At 34.8% G+C, this 17,745-nt stretch carries 14 protein-coding genes; 3 read left to right on the forward strand and 11 right to left on the reverse strand.

Features of this window, described 5'->3' with window-relative positions; all coding sequences use genetic code 11:
• Nucleotides 1-13: 13 nt before the first annotated feature.
• From QUH73_RS00565 to QUH73_RS00580, 4 genes are all read right to left on the reverse strand, one after another.
• Nucleotides 14-1,597 carry a carboxypeptidase-like regulatory domain-containing protein gene (locus tag QUH73_RS00565; RefSeq protein WP_289528500.1) on the reverse strand — a complete coding sequence of 528 codons (1,584 nt, stop codon included), beginning with the start codon at nucleotides 1,595-1,597 and terminating at the stop codon, nucleotides 14-16.
• A 12-nt stretch (nucleotides 1,598-1,609) separates the two neighbouring features.
• Nucleotides 1,610-2,632 (reverse strand): FecR family protein, encoded by a 1,023-nt coding sequence (locus QUH73_RS00570; protein ID WP_289528501.1) that lies wholly within the window; start codon nucleotides 2,630-2,632, stop codon nucleotides 1,610-1,612.
• A gap of 5 nt (nucleotides 2,633-2,637) precedes the next feature.
• Nucleotides 2,638-3,192 (reverse strand): RNA polymerase sigma-70 factor, encoded by a 555-nt coding sequence (locus QUH73_RS00575; RefSeq protein ID WP_289528502.1) that lies wholly within the window; start codon nucleotides 3,190-3,192, stop codon nucleotides 2,638-2,640.
• 229 nt (nucleotides 3,193-3,421) lie between these two features.
• On the reverse strand, nucleotides 3,422-4,723 hold the full coding sequence (locus tag QUH73_RS00580) for a carboxypeptidase-like regulatory domain-containing protein (protein ID WP_289528503.1): 1,302 nt from the start codon (nucleotides 4,721-4,723) through the stop codon (nucleotides 3,422-3,424).
• Between the two features lie 253 nt (nucleotides 4,724-4,976).
• Between QUH73_RS00580 and QUH73_RS00585 the strand changes: the two genes are divergently transcribed.
• A complete protein-coding gene (locus QUH73_RS00585) occupies nucleotides 4,977-5,696 on the forward strand; it encodes a hypothetical protein (RefSeq protein WP_289528504.1) in 720 nt (239 codons plus the stop codon).
• A gap of 74 nt (nucleotides 5,697-5,770) precedes the next feature.
• On the opposite strand, the gene nadA is transcribed toward QUH73_RS00585, so the two are convergent.
• Together nadA and QUH73_RS00595 are read right to left on the reverse strand one after the other, a co-directional pair.
• Nucleotides 5,771-6,697: a quinolinate synthase NadA gene (nadA, locus tag QUH73_RS00590; RefSeq protein ID WP_289528505.1), complete on the reverse strand. Its 927-nt coding sequence runs from the start codon at nucleotides 6,695-6,697 to the stop codon at nucleotides 5,771-5,773.
• Between the two features lie 103 nt (nucleotides 6,698-6,800).
• Nucleotides 6,801-7,130 carry a sensor histidine kinase gene (locus QUH73_RS00595; protein ID WP_289528506.1) on the reverse strand — a complete coding sequence of 110 codons (330 nt, stop codon included), beginning with the start codon at nucleotides 7,128-7,130 and terminating at the stop codon, nucleotides 6,801-6,803.
• Nucleotides 7,131-7,215: 85 nt separating this feature from the next.
• On the opposite strand from QUH73_RS00595, the gene QUH73_RS00600 reads away from it, so the two are divergent.
• Together QUH73_RS00600 and QUH73_RS00605 are read left to right on the forward strand one after the other, a co-directional pair.
• Complete coding sequence (locus QUH73_RS00600; RefSeq protein ID WP_289528507.1) at nucleotides 7,216-7,971, forward strand: copper homeostasis protein CutC; 756 nt, start codon at nucleotides 7,216-7,218, stop codon at nucleotides 7,969-7,971.
• A gap of 15 nt (nucleotides 7,972-7,986) precedes the next feature.
• The gene (locus QUH73_RS00605) at nucleotides 7,987-10,620 is read left to right on the forward strand and encodes a transglutaminase domain-containing protein (protein WP_289528508.1); all 2,634 of its coding nucleotides are present in this window, start codon (nucleotides 7,987-7,989) and stop codon (nucleotides 10,618-10,620) included.
• A 105-nt stretch (nucleotides 10,621-10,725) separates the two neighbouring features.
• Here QUH73_RS00605 and QUH73_RS00610 read toward each other — a convergent pair whose 3' ends face one another.
• The 5 genes from QUH73_RS00610 to mgrA all read right to left on the reverse strand — a co-directional run bounded on the left by QUH73_RS00610 (nucleotide 10,726) and on the right by mgrA (nucleotide 17,640).
• Nucleotides 10,726-11,907, reverse strand: a complete 1,182-nt coding sequence (locus tag QUH73_RS00610; RefSeq protein ID WP_289528509.1) for a phosphopentomutase — start codon at nucleotides 11,905-11,907, stop codon at nucleotides 10,726-10,728.
• A gap of 269 nt (nucleotides 11,908-12,176) precedes the next feature.
• Complete coding sequence (locus QUH73_RS00615; RefSeq protein WP_289528510.1) at nucleotides 12,177-13,790, reverse strand: ABC-F family ATP-binding cassette domain-containing protein; 1,614 nt, start codon at nucleotides 13,788-13,790, stop codon at nucleotides 12,177-12,179.
• 123 nt (nucleotides 13,791-13,913) lie between these two features.
• The gene (locus QUH73_RS00620; protein ID WP_289528511.1) at nucleotides 13,914-15,989 is read right to left on the reverse strand and encodes a tetratricopeptide repeat-containing sensor histidine kinase; all 2,076 of its coding nucleotides are present in this window, start codon (nucleotides 15,987-15,989) and stop codon (nucleotides 13,914-13,916) included.
• 112 nt (nucleotides 15,990-16,101) lie between these two features.
• Nucleotides 16,102-16,458, reverse strand: coding sequence for a hypothetical protein (locus QUH73_RS00625; RefSeq protein WP_289528512.1), 357 nt, complete (start codon nucleotides 16,456-16,458; stop codon nucleotides 16,102-16,104).
• Between the two features lie 195 nt (nucleotides 16,459-16,653).
• Nucleotides 16,654-17,640 (reverse strand): L-glyceraldehyde 3-phosphate reductase, encoded by a 987-nt coding sequence (mgrA, locus tag QUH73_RS00630; protein WP_289528513.1) that lies wholly within the window; start codon nucleotides 17,638-17,640, stop codon nucleotides 16,654-16,656.
• Between the last annotated feature and the right edge of the window lie 105 nt (nucleotides 17,641-17,745).

Consider the following 17,745-nt stretch of genomic DNA (forward strand, 5'->3'; position numbering starts at 1 on the left):
GATAATTTAAATTCTATTCAGATTTGCTTGTATCCATTGCAACTTGTTGCATACTGCTGCTGATTCTTTTGATAGCTTCTTTAATATTGTCTTCGGGTTTAATAAATGTCTGGTTGCCCCAGAACTTTGGATCGTAACTTAGTTTTTCAGTGGAAAGAATTGTTGTTGGCGCGATTGTTTCGCGATGCTTAAATTTTCTAACATTGATAGTGTCTAATTTTGTTGTTGCCATTTCGAAAGTTGTAGAGAAAGTTTGTGAAAACAATTTTCTTTTGTTCTTCACTTTAAATTTTAAATTCCCAAGTGTGTGATTCAAGAAATACTTTCCATCTATATTACGATAGTTTACGGAGTATAAAACCAGCGTAGGTCTTACTTTTGTTTTTGGATTTCCCTTACTAATAAATCGGTCGGAAAGTTCGGATAATCGATCTTGATTATAGCCAAATTCTGCACCAATAATTGCTAAACTTCTGGTTTCAATAATGAGTTTTCCTTCTAAAAGAGGCTGGCTTATGTGTTGTTTAGGCTTAAAATCAATAATATAAACAGATTTATTGTTGAATGTACTGATATCGGATAAACGGTAGGTGTATAGATCCATAAATTCAGGATCAAGAAATTCGGGGCGGTTTTTTACAATGTCCAACATCAAACAGCCTTGAATGCCTCCTTTTAATCGAAATGATATGGTATCCAAACGGGATACATCATAAATTTTGCGGCTCTTAAATATTTTCACTCTATCTGTCAGCTCATTTTCGACGTAAGGATTTTTGTAAATTTCCAAAACAGATTCAAGGTAAATCATATACTTACTGTTTTTATGCACAGATTCCCGATAGAACGAGGTAAGATTGGAAGCGTTTTGCGGATAATTGATTTCTATTCTGTTGACAGCAGCTTTTAGTATTGATTTGGGGTCGTTGTTTCGAATCACCACTTCCTGAAGCGAAATAAAATCCTCTTTTAGTTTAATTTGAAGTTTGGTATTTGAGATATCTGAAACAGGGATTTCGAAATTTTTAAATCCAACATAGGATACAACAAGCGTGTCTTTACTATTTTCCGATGAAAGTGTAAGGGCAAATTCCCCATCCTGATTACTAATTGTGCCAATATGTTTGCCTCTAATACCAATACTTGCGTATGGCAGAGATATTTTAGCCGATTGATTTGTTACTTTACCACTAATGTTTCGGTACGAAATGTAAGGAATCATAGTTGAAGTAAGAGGTTTATCTGTTTTGTATTTTGTGGGAACAATGATAATATGCCTGTTTACTACTTGAAAGGTAAGGCTGGTATCCTGCACTATTTTTCTCAGTAAAATTTCAAATTCAACTTCATCAGCTTTTAAACTAAGCTTCTTTTTATTTGTAAATAAATTAGAATTATAAGTGAAATAGCAATTGTTTTTTGTCGCAATAGAATCCAAGGCATCATTAATGCTTAGTTCCGAAAGATCAACTGAAATTTTGTTTTGTAAGAGCGAATTCTGTGCGTTGACTTTTTGAGTGAAACATACCATAAGTAAAAGCAGAGCATTTAAAATGATGCTTTGTACTAAAATCGGATATGTTTTTCTTCTTTTCATTTTAGAAATAAATTATTTCAGTTCTTTTTTTATCGTAATTTGAGAACCACTCTTCTCATATGTCAGGTTATGTGGCCGGCATAAGTTTTCCAGAACGTCATTAAGTGGTGTTTTATTAAATGATGTGGTGATCGGTAAATTTTGAATTGCTGTGTCGTTAAATTGAATGTTAACCTGATAGGTTCGGTTAATAACCTTAGATACATCTTGTAAACTCATCGCTTTAAACACCATCAACTGAGTTTTCCAGGAAAGATAGTTTTCATCGTTTTGTGTTCTTTTTTCCAGAAAATCTTCCTGTAAAACTCCAAAATCGCCCTTTTCCAGAATAATTTTATTATCAGGTTCTTTTGCAAGTGAGAATTGAACCTTACCCGATTCAACCAAAACTTCAACATGTTTATTGGAAGCATTCACGTTGAAGGAGGTACCTAAAACTTTAATTTCAGCATTGCCCACTGAGATGATGAATGGTTTATCAGGATTTTTAGCAATTGAGAAAAACGCTTCCCCGGTTAATTTTACCCTTCTTTCTTTTCCTGCAAATGATCTTTCGTAAACCAATTCCGATTTGCCATTAAGTGTTACAATAGAACCATCAGCCAATATAATGGATTTACCACTTTCATTTAATTCTGATGAAATACTTTGGTAAGGAGCAAATTTGTCATTGTAAATATGATATGATGCAAATCCAAGGCCAATGGCAATAATTAGCATGGCTGCAATCTGTATAAGTTTTTTAGTGTTTTGGAGCGAAAATAAGGGAATTACCTTGGTGGTATTTGCCTTTTTAAGATCGCTTAAATTGGATTTTACTGCCGACCAGGCAACATCAACATTAAATTGTTGTTGAATTTCGTTAACCTCTTGAATTAGATCCAAATCTTTATCGGATGCAGATACAATTTCTGCATACGTAGGATTGGAATCAATCAACTTTTCAAATGCCAATTTTTCCTCTGCATTCATCTCTCCACTAAGGTATTTCGAAATGATTTCCCACTCTATTTTATGTGATGTATTTTCTTTCATTTTGTTTATAGCACAATAATTCCAACGTAATCTTTTAAATTTTTTCGGAAGGCTTTTAATGCCTTTCCCATATTTGCTTCAACAGTTTTAACCGAAATTGATAATTTATCGGCAATTTCCTGATATTTTAGGCCTTCAAACCTACTCATTTTAAATATTTTACTGCAACGATCGGGCAAATTTGCAAGAGTTGTGTTTACAATGTTGTAAATTTCTTTTTCTTCAACCGAATCTATTGGTAATGAGCTTTTTGGTTTGTTGTTTTTAATGTATTCTTCGTACTGTGTTTTAACACCTCTTTTTCGTAATACCTGCAGACTATTAAAATAAGTTGCTTTGTAAAGGTACGCTTTTAATGAAGTGTGAATTTTTAAATTTTTTCTGTTTTCCCATAACTGACAAAACAATTCCTGAACAATTTCTTCAGCCTGATTTGTGTCTTTCACAAAACGCAGCGCGTAATGACATAGTAAAGGGTAATATGCTCTGAATAATTTTTCAAACTCCTGTAAATTACCTCTTTGTATATGTTTAAGTGTAGTATCTGTATCTTCCGGCATTTTCGTATCTCTTCCCGTATTTTAAAAAGCTTGTAATCCTTTCTAAGTTAGGATTTTTCAATCGTTAGAGGAAAGATCTGCAATATTATTATTATTATTGATGAAAGAACCGTTCTGAATATTCTCATGTTTCCCCAAGCATGAGTGAACGGTTCTTTTTTTGTTTTGAATTCAGTTGCTAATGCTTGTAGGATAACTAACTCAAGTATGTTTTGAATTCAAAATTTCATTATCTGGCTTTTCTTTTCAATTTCCGAATTGCCGACTCAATGGACTGATCTGGTTCAATGGTATTGTATTCTCCCCAGAAATTAGCATCAGCAAAGTTGCTTACTTCTTCAACCATGATCTGATTTGCTCTAAATTTATCGTCTCCTTTAAAGCGCACAATATTCTGTTCATCACGGTCGGTAATTGCAATTTCAGTCATTGCGCTATAGTTGGTGTTGAATAGTTTACGTTTCCAGTTGCATTTAAAATTAATCTCACCTCTGGCATAATTGAAATACCATTTGCCATCTTTTTCAGTATAGTTAACTAAGTAATCGGCTGAGGTAGGAGTTACTTTTACACCTGCTGGTTTCCGTTTAATAAACATTCGGCTGGCTTCCTCTTCATTGCTTAGGTTCAGGCTAAATTTTGCACTTGACAAGGCTAAATTTGTCGATTCGATATAAAGCAATCCATAATACAATGGAATATCTATATTTTCTTTTTGTTTAAACTCAATTACGTAATGAATCTTGTCATTTATTTTAGTAATTGATTTGATAGAAAAATTATAGTTCTCGATAAAATCATCGGAAAGAAGATTGTAAGGATTTTTCACAACATCTAAAAGTAGTGATGTGTATGGTCCGCCCTGTAATTTGAACAATAACGTATCCATTTTCTTTACATCCTGACTTTTGCGTCCCTTGTAAATTTGTACCTGATCATCTTTTAATTGTCTGTATCCCGCTTTGTAAACGTTTACAACAGCCTCAGATATAGCTACATAATTTCTGTTTTTCTTAATTGTCTCGCGGTAAAAACCCTTCATCATATTTGGGTCTTTAGGGTAATTCTGACCGATTTTAGCCAAAATACTTTTTACTAAAAAAAGAGGATCTAATGGGTAAATGTTAATTTGATCCAAAGGAATAGTAACTGATTCCAGCTTTAATATATTTTTCTTTTCCTTTAATGAAGAAATAGAAACTTCGAGATTTTTGTATCCGATATAGGTGATTTCAATTTTGCTAACAGGAAGATCTTTAGCAATTTTCAATAGAAATTCACCATCGCTGTTCGACACTGTAGCAACATTAACACCCTTAACAGCAATAGTTGCAAACATAAGAGGTTCGTTTGTTTTGGCATCTTGAACCTTGCCTTTGTATACGTCGTATTTTAAGGTGTCAATAACCTGTTGTACTTTGTTTTTTTCTTTCTTTACATTATTTCCCTCCGCTGCCATTACATTGCTGAAAGAGAAAAACAAAAAGGCAGAAAGAATGATTGCGAAATAAAATCTAATTTTTGTTTTCATGGCGATTTATTTTATTTGATAATAATTTTAAAAATAGGAGAAAACCGATCGTGTATTTTCTTGCTTCTACTACTATGATGCTTTATGGATAAAATACCCTATCATTTTTTTATTTATTTTTTTGTTCGTGTTTTTTTACAAGCCTTATATGTTCTATATTTATCTAAAATGATATAAATATTTTTTCTCTAACGAGGGTTATTATTTATAGATGTAAAGGATATAATTTAATCAATATTAGCAGGTTTGGTTTATGAAAGTAGATTATTGTAAAGAGAATCTTATTTTAAAAGTATTTCCAACAGTAGGAGGCTGTTTTGAAGAGGGATGGAGTGTTCTGAAAAATTACTTTTTAATTTTATTACTTGCAATTATAGTTTTCGGAGCAATTGATATGCCCATGGGGATTAATCAAATGGGATGGGATGACAGCGATTCATTTAAGATCGGTTTGGCATCGTTCAAATTTTTCGGATTTATCTATTACCTATTGGTTGTTACTCCGTTTAGTTATGGTGTAGATTGGATGTTTTTGAAAGCATCAAGAAAAACGGAACCTCAGTTTGAAGAAATTTTGAATGGATTCAAGAAGTTTCTATTTGTGATTTTAAGTCATTTATTGGTGATTGGAATAGTCGGAGTAGGCTTCCTGTTTCTTATTATTCCGGGAATTTATTTGGTTTGCAAGTTGATTTTTGTTCCCTTTTTAATAATGGATAAAAAGGTAGATCCAATACAGGCTGTTAAGCTTAGCTTTTATTTGAGTAAAGGTTACTTTTGGACAATTCTTGGAATGGGAATAGTATCATTCCTAGTCATTATTTTAGGACTTATCTGTCTGTTTGTAGGAGTACTTGTCTCGATAGTTTGGATACACTCGGCTTTTGCTGTTTTATACAAGGCGTTGGATGAACTGCATTTTAAAGAGGCTTGTGAATTAGCAGGTATTTCTCCTGAAAGTATAAGAGACTAAAATTTCAATATTTACTACATTAAAAGAAAGGGAGACCATTTTGATCTCCCTTTTACTATTGTAAGTTTTAAAACCTATTTTATCAGGTGTCTCGATAAATCAAGCATTCGAACAATTGGTGCTTTTGCCTTTTCCATAACATCATCAGGTAAGATGATTTCAGGTTGTTCGTTTTTTAATGCAAGGTATAACTTCTCCATTGTGTTCAGTTTCATATAAGCACAATCATTGCAAGAGCAGGTTTCGTCGGCCGGAACAATTAAAAATTCTTTGTTGGGAGAATCTTTTTGCATCTGATGAAGAATTCCCGTTTCTGTTGCAACAATGAATTTTTTAGATTCGCTGTTTTTTGTATAATCCAGCATGGCTGTTGTTGATCCAACAAAATCGGCAAGTAATAATACCGGATGTGCACACTCTGGGTGAGCAATAAGTACAGCATCAGGATTTTCGATTTTCATTTTCATGATTTTTTCTGAAGAAAGAATATCATGAACCTCACAGGTTCCATCCCAAAGAACCATTTGTCTGCTGGTTACTTCATTTATGTATCGTCCAAGGTTTTTATCAGGAGCAAAAATTATTTTCTGATCTTTAGGAAAGGATTCAACAATTTGAACTGCATTTCCTGACGTGCAAATCACATCAGATAAAGTCTTAATTTCGGCAGTACAATTGATATATGAAATAACAATATGGTCGGGGTGAAGCGCTTTAAATTTACGAAAATCATCCGCCGGGCACGATTCAGCAAGAGAACATCCGGCTGCTAAATCGGGCAGAAGTACTTTTCTTGTTGGATTTAATATTTTAGCAGTTTCTGCCATAAAATGAACGCCCGCAAACAAAATAATATCTGCATCAACTTCTGAAGCCTTTTGTGCTAATGCCAAACTATCGCCTTTAAAATCGGCTATTTCCTGAATGTCAGGAGTTTGATAGTAGTGAGCAAGAATTACAGCATTCTTTTCTTTTGCTAATTGAAGAACCTTATCTCTCATCAAGTAAATATTTGCTTAGTCTCTCGTTAGGTTAACAGGTGCAAATATCTTTAAATTATAGCGAAAATCAAACCATTACTATATGTTTTGGCATTTAAACAACTTATTTAGATCGGGGAATATGAAGGTGAAAAGCACTTCCTTTCTCAATTGTGCTTTCAGCCCAAACTGTACTTTTATTCGCTTTTGCAAATTCTTTACAGAGAAGAAGTCCCAGTCCGGTTCCTTTTTCACCCACGGTTCCGGTTGATTTGAATTTTAAATCGATGCGGAAAAGTTTATCCAAATTTTCGCTCGCTATGCCAATGTCATGATCTGTAATTTGAACTTTCAGAAAGTCATTTTTCTCTTGTATGTCAATTTCAATTTGACTCTTGGACTCTGAGAATTTTATTGCGTTGTTAATAAGATTTCTCAGAATTAAGCTGTACATATTTTAATTTCTTTTTTGTCTACTGATACAATTTACGATCGTTTAAATTGAATAGGGATTCAATCTTTTTTATTACTATTATGAAATGAAAACATCTCTACTTGAAATATGTTGTTACTCTGTTCAATCAGCAATTATAGCAGAACAATCCGGGGCTGATCGAATTGAATTATGTGCTGGTGTTCACGAAGGAGGAACTACTCCTAGTGCTTCTTGTATCAAAATGACTAAAGAATCAGTTAGCATTCCTGTACATGTAATTATCAGACCTCGTGGTGCTGATTTCTGTTATTCTGCTATTGAGTTTGAGTGTATGAAATTGGATGTAATTCACTGCAAAGAAATTGGAGTAAATGGCGTCGTATCTGGTGTTTTACTTTCGGATGGAAGCATTGATGTGGAAAGAACCAAAGAATTGATCGATTTGGCAAAACCAATGAATTTCACCTTTCACAGAGCTTTTGATATGGTAAAGGATCATTTTAAAGCTTTGGAGCAGTTAATAGAGATGGGAACCAATCGAATTCTCACATCTGGAGGAGAACAAACTGCCGTAATGGGTAAATATTTACTGAAAGACCTGATTGTAAAGGCAAGTGGACGGATAGTGATCATGCCGGGAAGTGGTATCAATCATGAAAATATTTTGAGTTTGAAAAATTATACCGGAGCTAAAGAGTTTCATTGTTCAGCAAAGTCTTTGGTGAGAGGGAAAATGGAATATCAGAATCCTAAAATTGCCATGGGAGGTGAAGAAAATGTGCCTGAATTTGAATTTTACGAGGCAGATTCCGAGAAAATTCGTAAAATTGCAGACATCCTAAAAGCCGAGGACTTATAACTAATTATTCTACTAATGAGGAAAATTTCTATCCTTCTGCTTAGTCTCATTCTCTTTTGGGGCTGTTCCAATGTACATTTTATTCAAGACAATGCCGTTCGTGCAAAAGTTTCTAAGCGATTCGAAGAAAGAAAAGAATTTGCATCTAATCGATCCGATGAACTTTTCTCAGTATTTCAAGAAAATATAACGACTGAAGAAAATGAAGCATTACAGTTTTTATATGCCTATATGCCGTTGTGTGATTTGGCAGATTATAATGGAGATTTTTTTCTAAAACAAGTGAAAGCTTCGTTTGAGGCCAGAGAAAGTTTTGAGTGGGGTAAAAAAGTGCCGGATGAATTGTTTCGTCATTTTGTTCTACCATACCGTGTAAACAATGAAAACTTAGATTCGGCCCGATGGGTTTTCCTTAAAGAGTTGAAACCGATATTAAAAGGTATGTCGATGAAAGAGGCAGTGCTGGAAGTGAATCATTGGTGTCACGAAAAAGTTAATTACGCTCCAACAGATATTCGCACAAGCGGACCACTAAGCATTGTGAGAACTTCATGGGGAAGATGCGGTGAAGAATCAACATTTACTGTAACTGCCTTACGTTCGGTAGGAATTCCTGCCCGTCAGGTCTATACTCCACGTTGGGCGCATAGCGATGACAATCATGCTTGGGTGGAAGTTTGGACGGATGGGAAATGGTCTTATTTAGGTGCTTGTGAGCCTGAACCCGATTTAAATATGGGGTGGTTTACCGAACCTGCCCGTAGAGCCATGCTGGTGCATACCAAAGTGTTTGGTGATTTTGAGGGAGATTATGAAGTTGTAAAGCGTTCAGATAATTTCACTGAGATTAATGTGGTGGAGAATTATGCTGATGTGAAGAAAGTTTACGTGCAGGTCGTTGATCAATTGGGTAATTCAGTTGAAAATGCAAAAGTAGATTTTGGATTGTATAACTATGCTGAGTTTTATCCAATTGCCAGTAAGAATACAGATTCTGATGGAATATCTTTCCTCACCACAGGTTTGGGTGATCTGCTTATTTGGGCTAGTAAAGAGGGGGAGTATGCTGGCAGGAAAATCAGTGTAAGTCAAACCGATACGCTTCGTTTGGAATTGGGTCGTGGTTTTTATGGAGAGCAGATTACCGATTTAAATATGGTTCCTCCGGTTGAGCAAAATCCTTATTCGGTTGATGAGAGCAAAAAGAAACAAAATGATATGCGTCTGTCTTATGAAGATAGCATTCGAATGCAATATAGAACCACTTTTATAGATTCAATTACTGCCTGTAAATTAGCTGATGAAAAATCTTTGGATGCAGGAATGATCTGGAACAGCTTTAAGAAAAGTCAGGGGAATTGGAAAGAGATTCAGAAATTTGTAGAATCAATATCTGGAGGAAATGGTGCAATTGCAGTTGATCTTCTTAATTTAATTACTGATAAAGATTTGCGAGATACGCGATCTGAAATACTGGAAGATCATTTGAGTAATACGATCGGAAAATACAAGTTGGAAGATTACAGTTCCAAGGAGCTTTATTTGAAATGTGTTTTAAATCCAAGAATCAGCAATGAGTGGTTAATTGCTTACCGCGGATACTTGCAAAAGGCGTTTCAAGATAAATTTACCGGCGATCGATCTGATATAGTTGAGCAAATTAAGCAATGGATTTTAGATGAAATACAAATCACCGAAGTAGAAAATTATTACAACCTGCCAATTAGCCCAAAGGGTGTTTATGAGCTCAGAATCTCAAATGCTGAATCCAGAGATGTTTTTTTTGTGGCACTTTGCAGAAGTTTAGGAATTCCATCGCGTTTGGAGCCAGCAGAAAAAACACCGCAGTATTTCGATGGTAAAGAATGGTTGAATATTTATTTTGAAAAACAAATAGTTAATCAGCCAATTACTGGTTTTGTGATGTTGAATAATACTGCAAAGGATTTTGATCCGGCTTATTATATGCATTTCACCATTGGGAAATTAAATAATGGAATTTATGAGAGCCTTGATTATGGGTGGGATTCTAAATTATCGGATTTGCCTTCAAAACTGGAATTGGAAGTTGGGAAATACAGATTGGTAACAGGCAAACGCGGCGCTGACGGAACAGTTTATGCACATTTGAATCATTTTGGAGTTTTAAAAGACCAGACCACTAAAATTGATTTGGTATTCAGAGATCCAATGGCAGAAAATAAGGTGTTAGGTCATTTAGATACTAAATTGAAGGTTTTCAGTGATAAAGGGAAAGAAGTAACCCTTAAATCATTAGAGAAGCAGGATGCGATTGTATTGATGTGGCTGGAGCCGGGAAAAGAACCAACCCGACATTTAATGGAAGAGTTTAAGGAAGTGAAAAAGAAATACAAAGAATGGGATGGAAATATAATTGTATTGCAGGCAGAGGAAATTGATAAAGAGAACTTTTCAGAAGGCTTTTTTAGCAACATGCCGTCAAATTACAAGCTGTATAAGGATAACAGTAATGAATTGCTTATACAGGCTAAAAAGGAGTTGGGTATTTCTGGTAAAATTGAAAAACCTCTGATATTGATGTTAAACCCTGCGGGCGATATAAAATTTGCTTCCCGCGGATATAAAATTGGGATTCATGAGCATTTACTCAAAGTTTTGGAAGAATAATTAAAAACAGGAATCTCGTGATCGAATAAAAAAAAATGCCACTTCAATTCGTTGAAGTGGCATTTCTATTTATGATATATCTATTTCTAATATAAAAAGAGAATTTTAATTGTAAAGTTCTTCTGCAAAACTGCCCTCTACCTTATTTCCCAATAAAAGTTCTTCAATGGTAGCAGCAATATCTGTAAAAGAGGTTCTGGTTCCCAAATCAACATTTTGTTTGATATTTTTACCAAACACCATTATTGGAATGTACTCTCTTGTGTGATCAGTTCCCGGGTAAGTGGGATCACATCCGTGATCGGCAGTTAAAATTAAAATTTCATCTTCCTTTAAATTTGCCTGAATTTCGGGTAGATAACGATCAAATTCTTCCAAAGCAGCTTTGTATCCTTCCGGATTTCTACGATGTCCAAACATCATATCAAAATCGACCAGATTCGTGAAGATCAAACCTTTTGAATCTTCTTTTAATGCAAGCAGTGTTTTGTTGATTCCATCAACATTATCCTTATTGGTTCCGCGGGAGTCGGTAATTCCTTGTCCGGCAAAAATATCTTTTGTTTTACCAATACCAATAACGTCCAATCCGCTTTCACTTAGGCGATCGAGAACAGTGGGAGCGGGTGGCGTAACAGAATAATCGTGACGATTTGCTGTTCTGGCAAAATTTCCTTCACTGCTTCCCAAGTATGGCCGCGCGATCACACGTGCTACAGGTTCATGTTCGCTGCAAATTTCCAAAGCAATTTCGCAGGCACGGTACAATTCGTCTAAAGGAATAATTTCTTCGTGAGCAGCAATCTGAAAAACAGGATCAGCAGAAGTATATACAATCCAGTTGCCGGTTTTCATTTGTTCTTCTCCGTATTCGTCAAGAATAGCAGTTCCTGAAGCAGGCTTGTTAGCCATTACTTTTCTGCCGGTTCTTTCTTCAAATAATTGAATGGTTTTTTCTGAAAATCCATTCGCATAGGTAGGGAAAGCACGTTCCAGCTTAACTCCGGCAATTTCCCAATGGCCGGTTGTTGTATCTTTGCCCTTGGAAGCTTCCGCAGCTTTTCCGTAGGCTCCGTTTGTGTTGTTGCATGATGCAACACCTACAATGTCAGTAAGGTTACCAAGACCTAGTTTCTGCATATTTGGTAAATTAATACCATTACAATGTTTGGCAATATTTCCAAATGTATTGGAGCCAACATCTCCAAATTCGTCAGCATCTGGTAAATAACCAACGCCAGCGCTATCCAGCACCACAATTGTAGCGCGTTCTATTTTAGGAATCATAAACTTGTGTTTAAAAGTGTATAAAATATACTGATGAAGGGTTGTTTAGGTAGTGAGGCAAAGTTAGTAGAACAATTATAAATTAGCAATTAATAATTATAATAAATGTTCTTGATGGGATTATGAAGAAGTTAATAAATACTTTGTGATGATCTCTTGTACCGGTATCATATCCGTATAATAATTTGTTGAGATTACAGCAACAGGGCAAAAGAATCCCCCAAACAAATAAATGTCCGGGGGATGAGATATATAGGTTTTATTTAGACTTAATTGTATAAGTTTTCTCTTTGCTCTTTAATTTTATCGCTGGTAATATAATCATCGTAATCCATCAATTTATCAATGATTCCATTAGGAGTTAATTCAATAACACGAGTAGAAATTGTTTGAATAAATTCATGATCATGAGACGACATCAACACGGTGCCGCCAAAGTTGATCAACGAATTATTGAATGATTGAATCGATTCCAAATCCAAGTGATTGGTTGGTGTATCCAAAACCAGCAGGTTAGCATTTCTCAACATCATTCGGGAAACCATACAGCGAACTTTTTCACCTCCCGAAAGAACATTTGCTTTTTTGTAAATATCTTCACCAGAGAAAAGCATTTTGCCAAGATATCCTCGAAGATAAACTTCACTGGTATCACTGGAATATTGAGCTAACCAATCGATTAGTGTAATTGGTTCTTCAAAGAATTCAGTATTGTCAAGTGGTAAATATGCCGGTGTAATCGTAACTCCCCATTCATAATTACCACTGTCGGCTTTTTCAATTCCGTTAATGATATCGAAAAGGGCAGACATTGCACGAGGATCTCTGGAAAGGAATATCACTTTTTCACCTTTTTCGATTGTGAATTCAACATCTTTAAATAAAACTTCTCCATCTAGGCTTTTACTTAAACCTGAGCAAGAGAAAATTTTATCTCCGGCTTCACGTTCCTGCTGAAAAATAATACCGGGATAACGGCGGGTAGAAGCTTGAATATCCGAAATATCCAATTTTTCGATCATCTTTTTTCGGGAAGTTGTTTGCTTCGATTTGGCTACATTGGCACTGAATCGGGCAATAAATTCCTGAAGTTCTTTTTTCTTCTCTTCGGCTTTCTTATTTTGATTTGCCTGCTGACGGGCAGCTAACTGACTGGATTCGTACCAGAAGGTGTAGTTACCGGAAAACATTTTCACTTTTCCAAAATCGATATCAACAATGTCAGTACATACCGAATCTAAAAAGTGACGGTCATGCGATACCACAATAACTGTATTTTCGAAGTTGGCCAGATAATTTTCCAACCACATTACTGTTTCAAGGTCAAGATCATTGGTAGGCTCATCGAGAAGTAAGTTATCCGGGTTTCCAAAAAGTGCCTGAGCCAATAACACACGAACTTTTTCCTTACCACTCAGTTCTTTCATTAGTTTATAATGAAGAGCTTCTTTAATGCCCAAACCGCTTAATAATTCAGCGGCTCCGCTTTCAGCATTCCAGCCATCCATTTCAGCGAATTGTTCTTCCAGTTCCGAGGCTTTAATTCCATCAGCTTCCGAAAAATCAGGTTTTGCGTAAATGTCATTTTTTTCCTGCAATACAGCCCACAATTCTGAGTGACCCATAATTACAGTATCTAGAACTGTAAATTCATCAAATTCAAAGTGATTCTGCTTTAAAACCGCCATTCTTTCACCAGGTTCCATCGATATTGATCCTGTTGTAGAATCCAATTCACCAGAAATGATTTTTATTAGGGTAGACTTACCGGCGCCATTTGCACCAATAACTCCGTAGCAGTTTCCAGGGGTGAATTTTATATTAACATCCTGAAAAAGAGGTTTTTTACCAAATTGAATAGATAAATTTGAAACTGAAATCATACACTTATTTCCTTTAATTATTAAGGCTGCAAAATTAGTGATTTTTATTTTAGATCTAATCCGATTGTATGATTAACTTTTAAGTAATTTTTAAAGAAGGGAAACCTGCAATAAAAAACAGGTTCAATTTGAATTTGTGTTTGAAGAAAGAATGGTCGTAATTTCATTTGTATTTTCGACAGCAGGAATTGTAACCCGGAAGGTTGTTCCCAAATTTAAAGTGCTCTCAACCCGTATTTCTCCTTTGTTTTGTTCAATAAATTGCTTGCAGAGCAGTAAACCTAATCCATTTCCTTTTTCGCCGTTGGTTCCAATATAAGATTGAGAATGGTCTATTTCAAAAAGATGTGCAATTTGATCTTCAGAAATTCCTATTCCGCTATCTTTTATCCACAGTTCAACGAAGTTATCACTTTGTTTTAGTCCAATCGCAATTACACCTCCTGATTTCGTGAATTTTAGTGAGTTGTTAATTAGGTTACGAATTACTGTATCCAGCATTTGGCGATCGGCAAAAACAAAAACGGTCTCTTCAAGTAGTAATTGAAGATGGATATTTTTCTGTTTCGCAACACTCGAATAGGTTCGAAGATTATTTTCTAAAAGTGGTTTAAGAGAGAGAATAACAGGTTTGTAGGGCAGTTTACCCGATTGATTTAAAGACCAGGATAGAAGATTGTCGGTTAGACTTAATACATTGCTTATGCATTCTTCCATGTCGTTGCTGCTTTCCTCAAGCAATTGATATTTTTTTTGCTGAATAAAAATCTTGATTAACTGAGCAATATTATATACAGATGCTAAAGGAGAGCGCAGATCGTGCGAAATAATTTGAAACAACCTGTTTTTTGTTTTGTTGGAATCAAGTAAGGCTTCATTTTTTCGGTCTAAAAGAGTTTTATGCCATTGAATCCTCTCATTTTGCAATTGCAGTAATCGATGTGTTTTTTTATTTCTGTAATACGAACGGACAATAAAAATAGCGTAACCAAGCAGTAAAATCAACAATACTATTAAACTGTTTCGCTGCCACATTTTACTCTTGTTTTCTTTTTCCAACAAGGTAATTTGCGTTTCTTTTTTCTCCGATTCATATTTTTCCTGAATCTCAGCAATTTGTTTTAGATTTTCATGGTTGAAAATACTGTCTTTTAGCAATTCATAATTTAATATATAGTGTATTGCACTATCTGGCTGGTGCAATTGTGCGAAAATTGCGAAAAGCTCCCGGTTGCAATCTTTCTGATATTCAATGTTTTTTGTCTCTATTGCAAGTGCAAGTGCTTTTTTACGATATTCTAATGCTTTTTGATAGTTGTTTTGTACATAAAAAACATGAGCAAGACTATTAATGGTAGATATTATTAGATTTTTATTTCCTATTTCTTTCTTTAACAGCAAGCTTTGATTTAAATATTCCAAGGCCATTGAATCTTGCTCCATTTCCATGAAGCAAGAACCCATGTTGTGATAGGTTTGCGCTAGTTTATACTTATTGGGGGCCTCTTTTAAAACATCAAGATTTTTTTTGTAATAATCTAACGCTTCTTGAAAATTATTCTGAATGGAAAGTATGTTGCCAATATTCGTATTTGAGGTATACAAGAAAGAAATTTGATTCCGCTCTTTGTAAATTTTTTCAGCCTTGTAATAATATTCTAGGGCTTTGTTGTATTTTTTTAAAGCCTTATATATTAGTCCAATACTGTTGTAGGATAAGGGTAGCTCAAAGGTATTGTTGTTGTTTTCGAAATATTCCATACAAGTAAATAAATCAACAATAGCCAGATTGTATTTATTCATATTTCGATAAACGATTCCTCTGTTTAAATAGGTGTTATTTATACCAAGAGAATCGTTGGATAGTATGAATTTATCAAGAGCTTTATTAAAAAAAGATATTGACTGAGTATAGTCTTCCTTACGAAAATGTACTAAAGCAATACGAATGAGGGCATTTCCAGCTCCTGAGTGGTTTTCGGATTTTTCTGCATACTTTATAGCTTCCTCTGCATAATGAATTGCTTCAACTGGTAATTTTCGATAGTTTTTGCCTGTCCATTCATTTAAGAATTCAATTTTTAAATGAATGTCTGAAATAGAATCTAATTTTTTGTCAATAGAATCTAAATTCTGAGTAAAAGCTAAGGGCTTTGCTACAAATATAAATATGATTAATAACAAAACAAGTTTTCTCATACCAAATTCGATTAAAACTATTGAGCAATTTAAGGTGAAAAATGAATGATAAAAATCGGATTACTAAATTATATGTTTCCGATATTTATCATTCTTTTGTAAGTACTATTAGCTAAGGGTTGGTTGTTTCGGCATCATCATAATTCACATCTGTACCGTTGTCTGCAACAGGATTTCCTACTGAAGAATCCCCAGATAAAGCTTGCTTAACAATCATATTCACTTTCTTGATTTCATCTGTAGGTCCTTGTTTTACAGGAACGGCAAATTCAACAATATCCGTTTCTAACGAACCATAAGTGGTTACAGTAGCTGTTACTGACCATACTTTTTTTCCGTCTATTTCTATAAGTCCTTGCTCTATAGAACTAAGTGCATAGTCTTTTGGTAAAGAAACTACAGAATTAATAGTATAAACTCCGGTTGATGTTGATTTTGTAAGGTTTACGAAGGGTTTAAATAGTTTCATATGTTTTTAATTTTAAGTTTTTGCCATATGGAACTTACCATGCTGGAATAATCATCTTCCTGTGTGTCAAAATATCCTTGGCATGGACGTTTCATAAGTAAATGTTCGTTTGTGATTATTAATTCACAAAGTCCATTATTAGTATAAAGTAAGCATTTACGAGCATTAAGAAAAAATGTTAGTATTCAATTAAATTTAATTCAATATTTTCTGAATAGCTTCCAATTCCATTGCTTCAAAATGTAAATTTGCAACAGAATTTATGTTTTGATCGAGTTGATTCACCGAACTTGCACCAACCAAAACCGAAGTAATTCGTTTATCTTTTAGCAGCCAGGCAATTGCCATTTGGGCTAAACTTTGTCCTCGCTTTTCGGCAATTGCATTCAGAGCCTTTACTTTATCTATTACTTTTTCAGTAATCTGCTCTTTTTGCAAAAAACCATGCGATTTGGCTGCTCTCGAGCCTTCAGGAATTCCTTTCAAATATTTATTGGTCAACATTCCTTGTGCCAAAGGAGAGAAAGCGATGCCACCAATTCCATCTTCTTCCAGAACATCTAACAAGCCATTTTCAACCCAACGCTCGAACATCGAATATTTTGGTTGATGAATAAGGCAGGGAGTTCCCAGTTCCCGCAATATTCTTGAGGCTTCGCGTGTTTGATCGGCACTGTAATTTGAAATGCCAGCATACAATGCCTTACCCTGACGGACAACATGATCCAATGCCGTCATAGTTTCCTCTATGGGTGTATTGGGATCGGGACGATGAGAATAGAAAATATCGACATAATCGAGTCCCATTCTTTTCAAACTTTGATCCAGACTTGAAACCAAATATTTTCGTGAACCCCAATCACCATATGGTCCGGACCACATTTTGTATCCTGCTTTAGTCGAAATAATTATCTCATCACGATATTGTTTCAAATCTTCGTTCAGAATTTTCCCAAAATTTTCTTCGGCAGACCCCGGAGGTGGTCCATAATTGTTGGCCAAATCGAAATGGGTAATTCCCCGGTCAAAGGCATGAAAAATAATCTTTCTGAACTCGTTATAGACATCTACATGTCCGAAATTATGCCACAAACCTAAAGATATTGCTGGCAGTAATAAACCACTTTGCCCACATCTTCGGTAGGGCATATCATCATATCTGTTTTCAGATGCTTTATACATACTTATTTAATTTTTATTCGAAAAGTGAAGATAGTAAGAAATGTTTAAACATGTTTGAATGTGAATGAATCAGAATTTAATGTTTTGATGTGAGCAAACCAAAAT

This window comes from Labilibaculum sp. K2S (assembly GCF_030372765.1).
Lineage (GTDB): Bacteria > Bacteroidota > Bacteroidia > Bacteroidales > Marinifilaceae > Labilibaculum.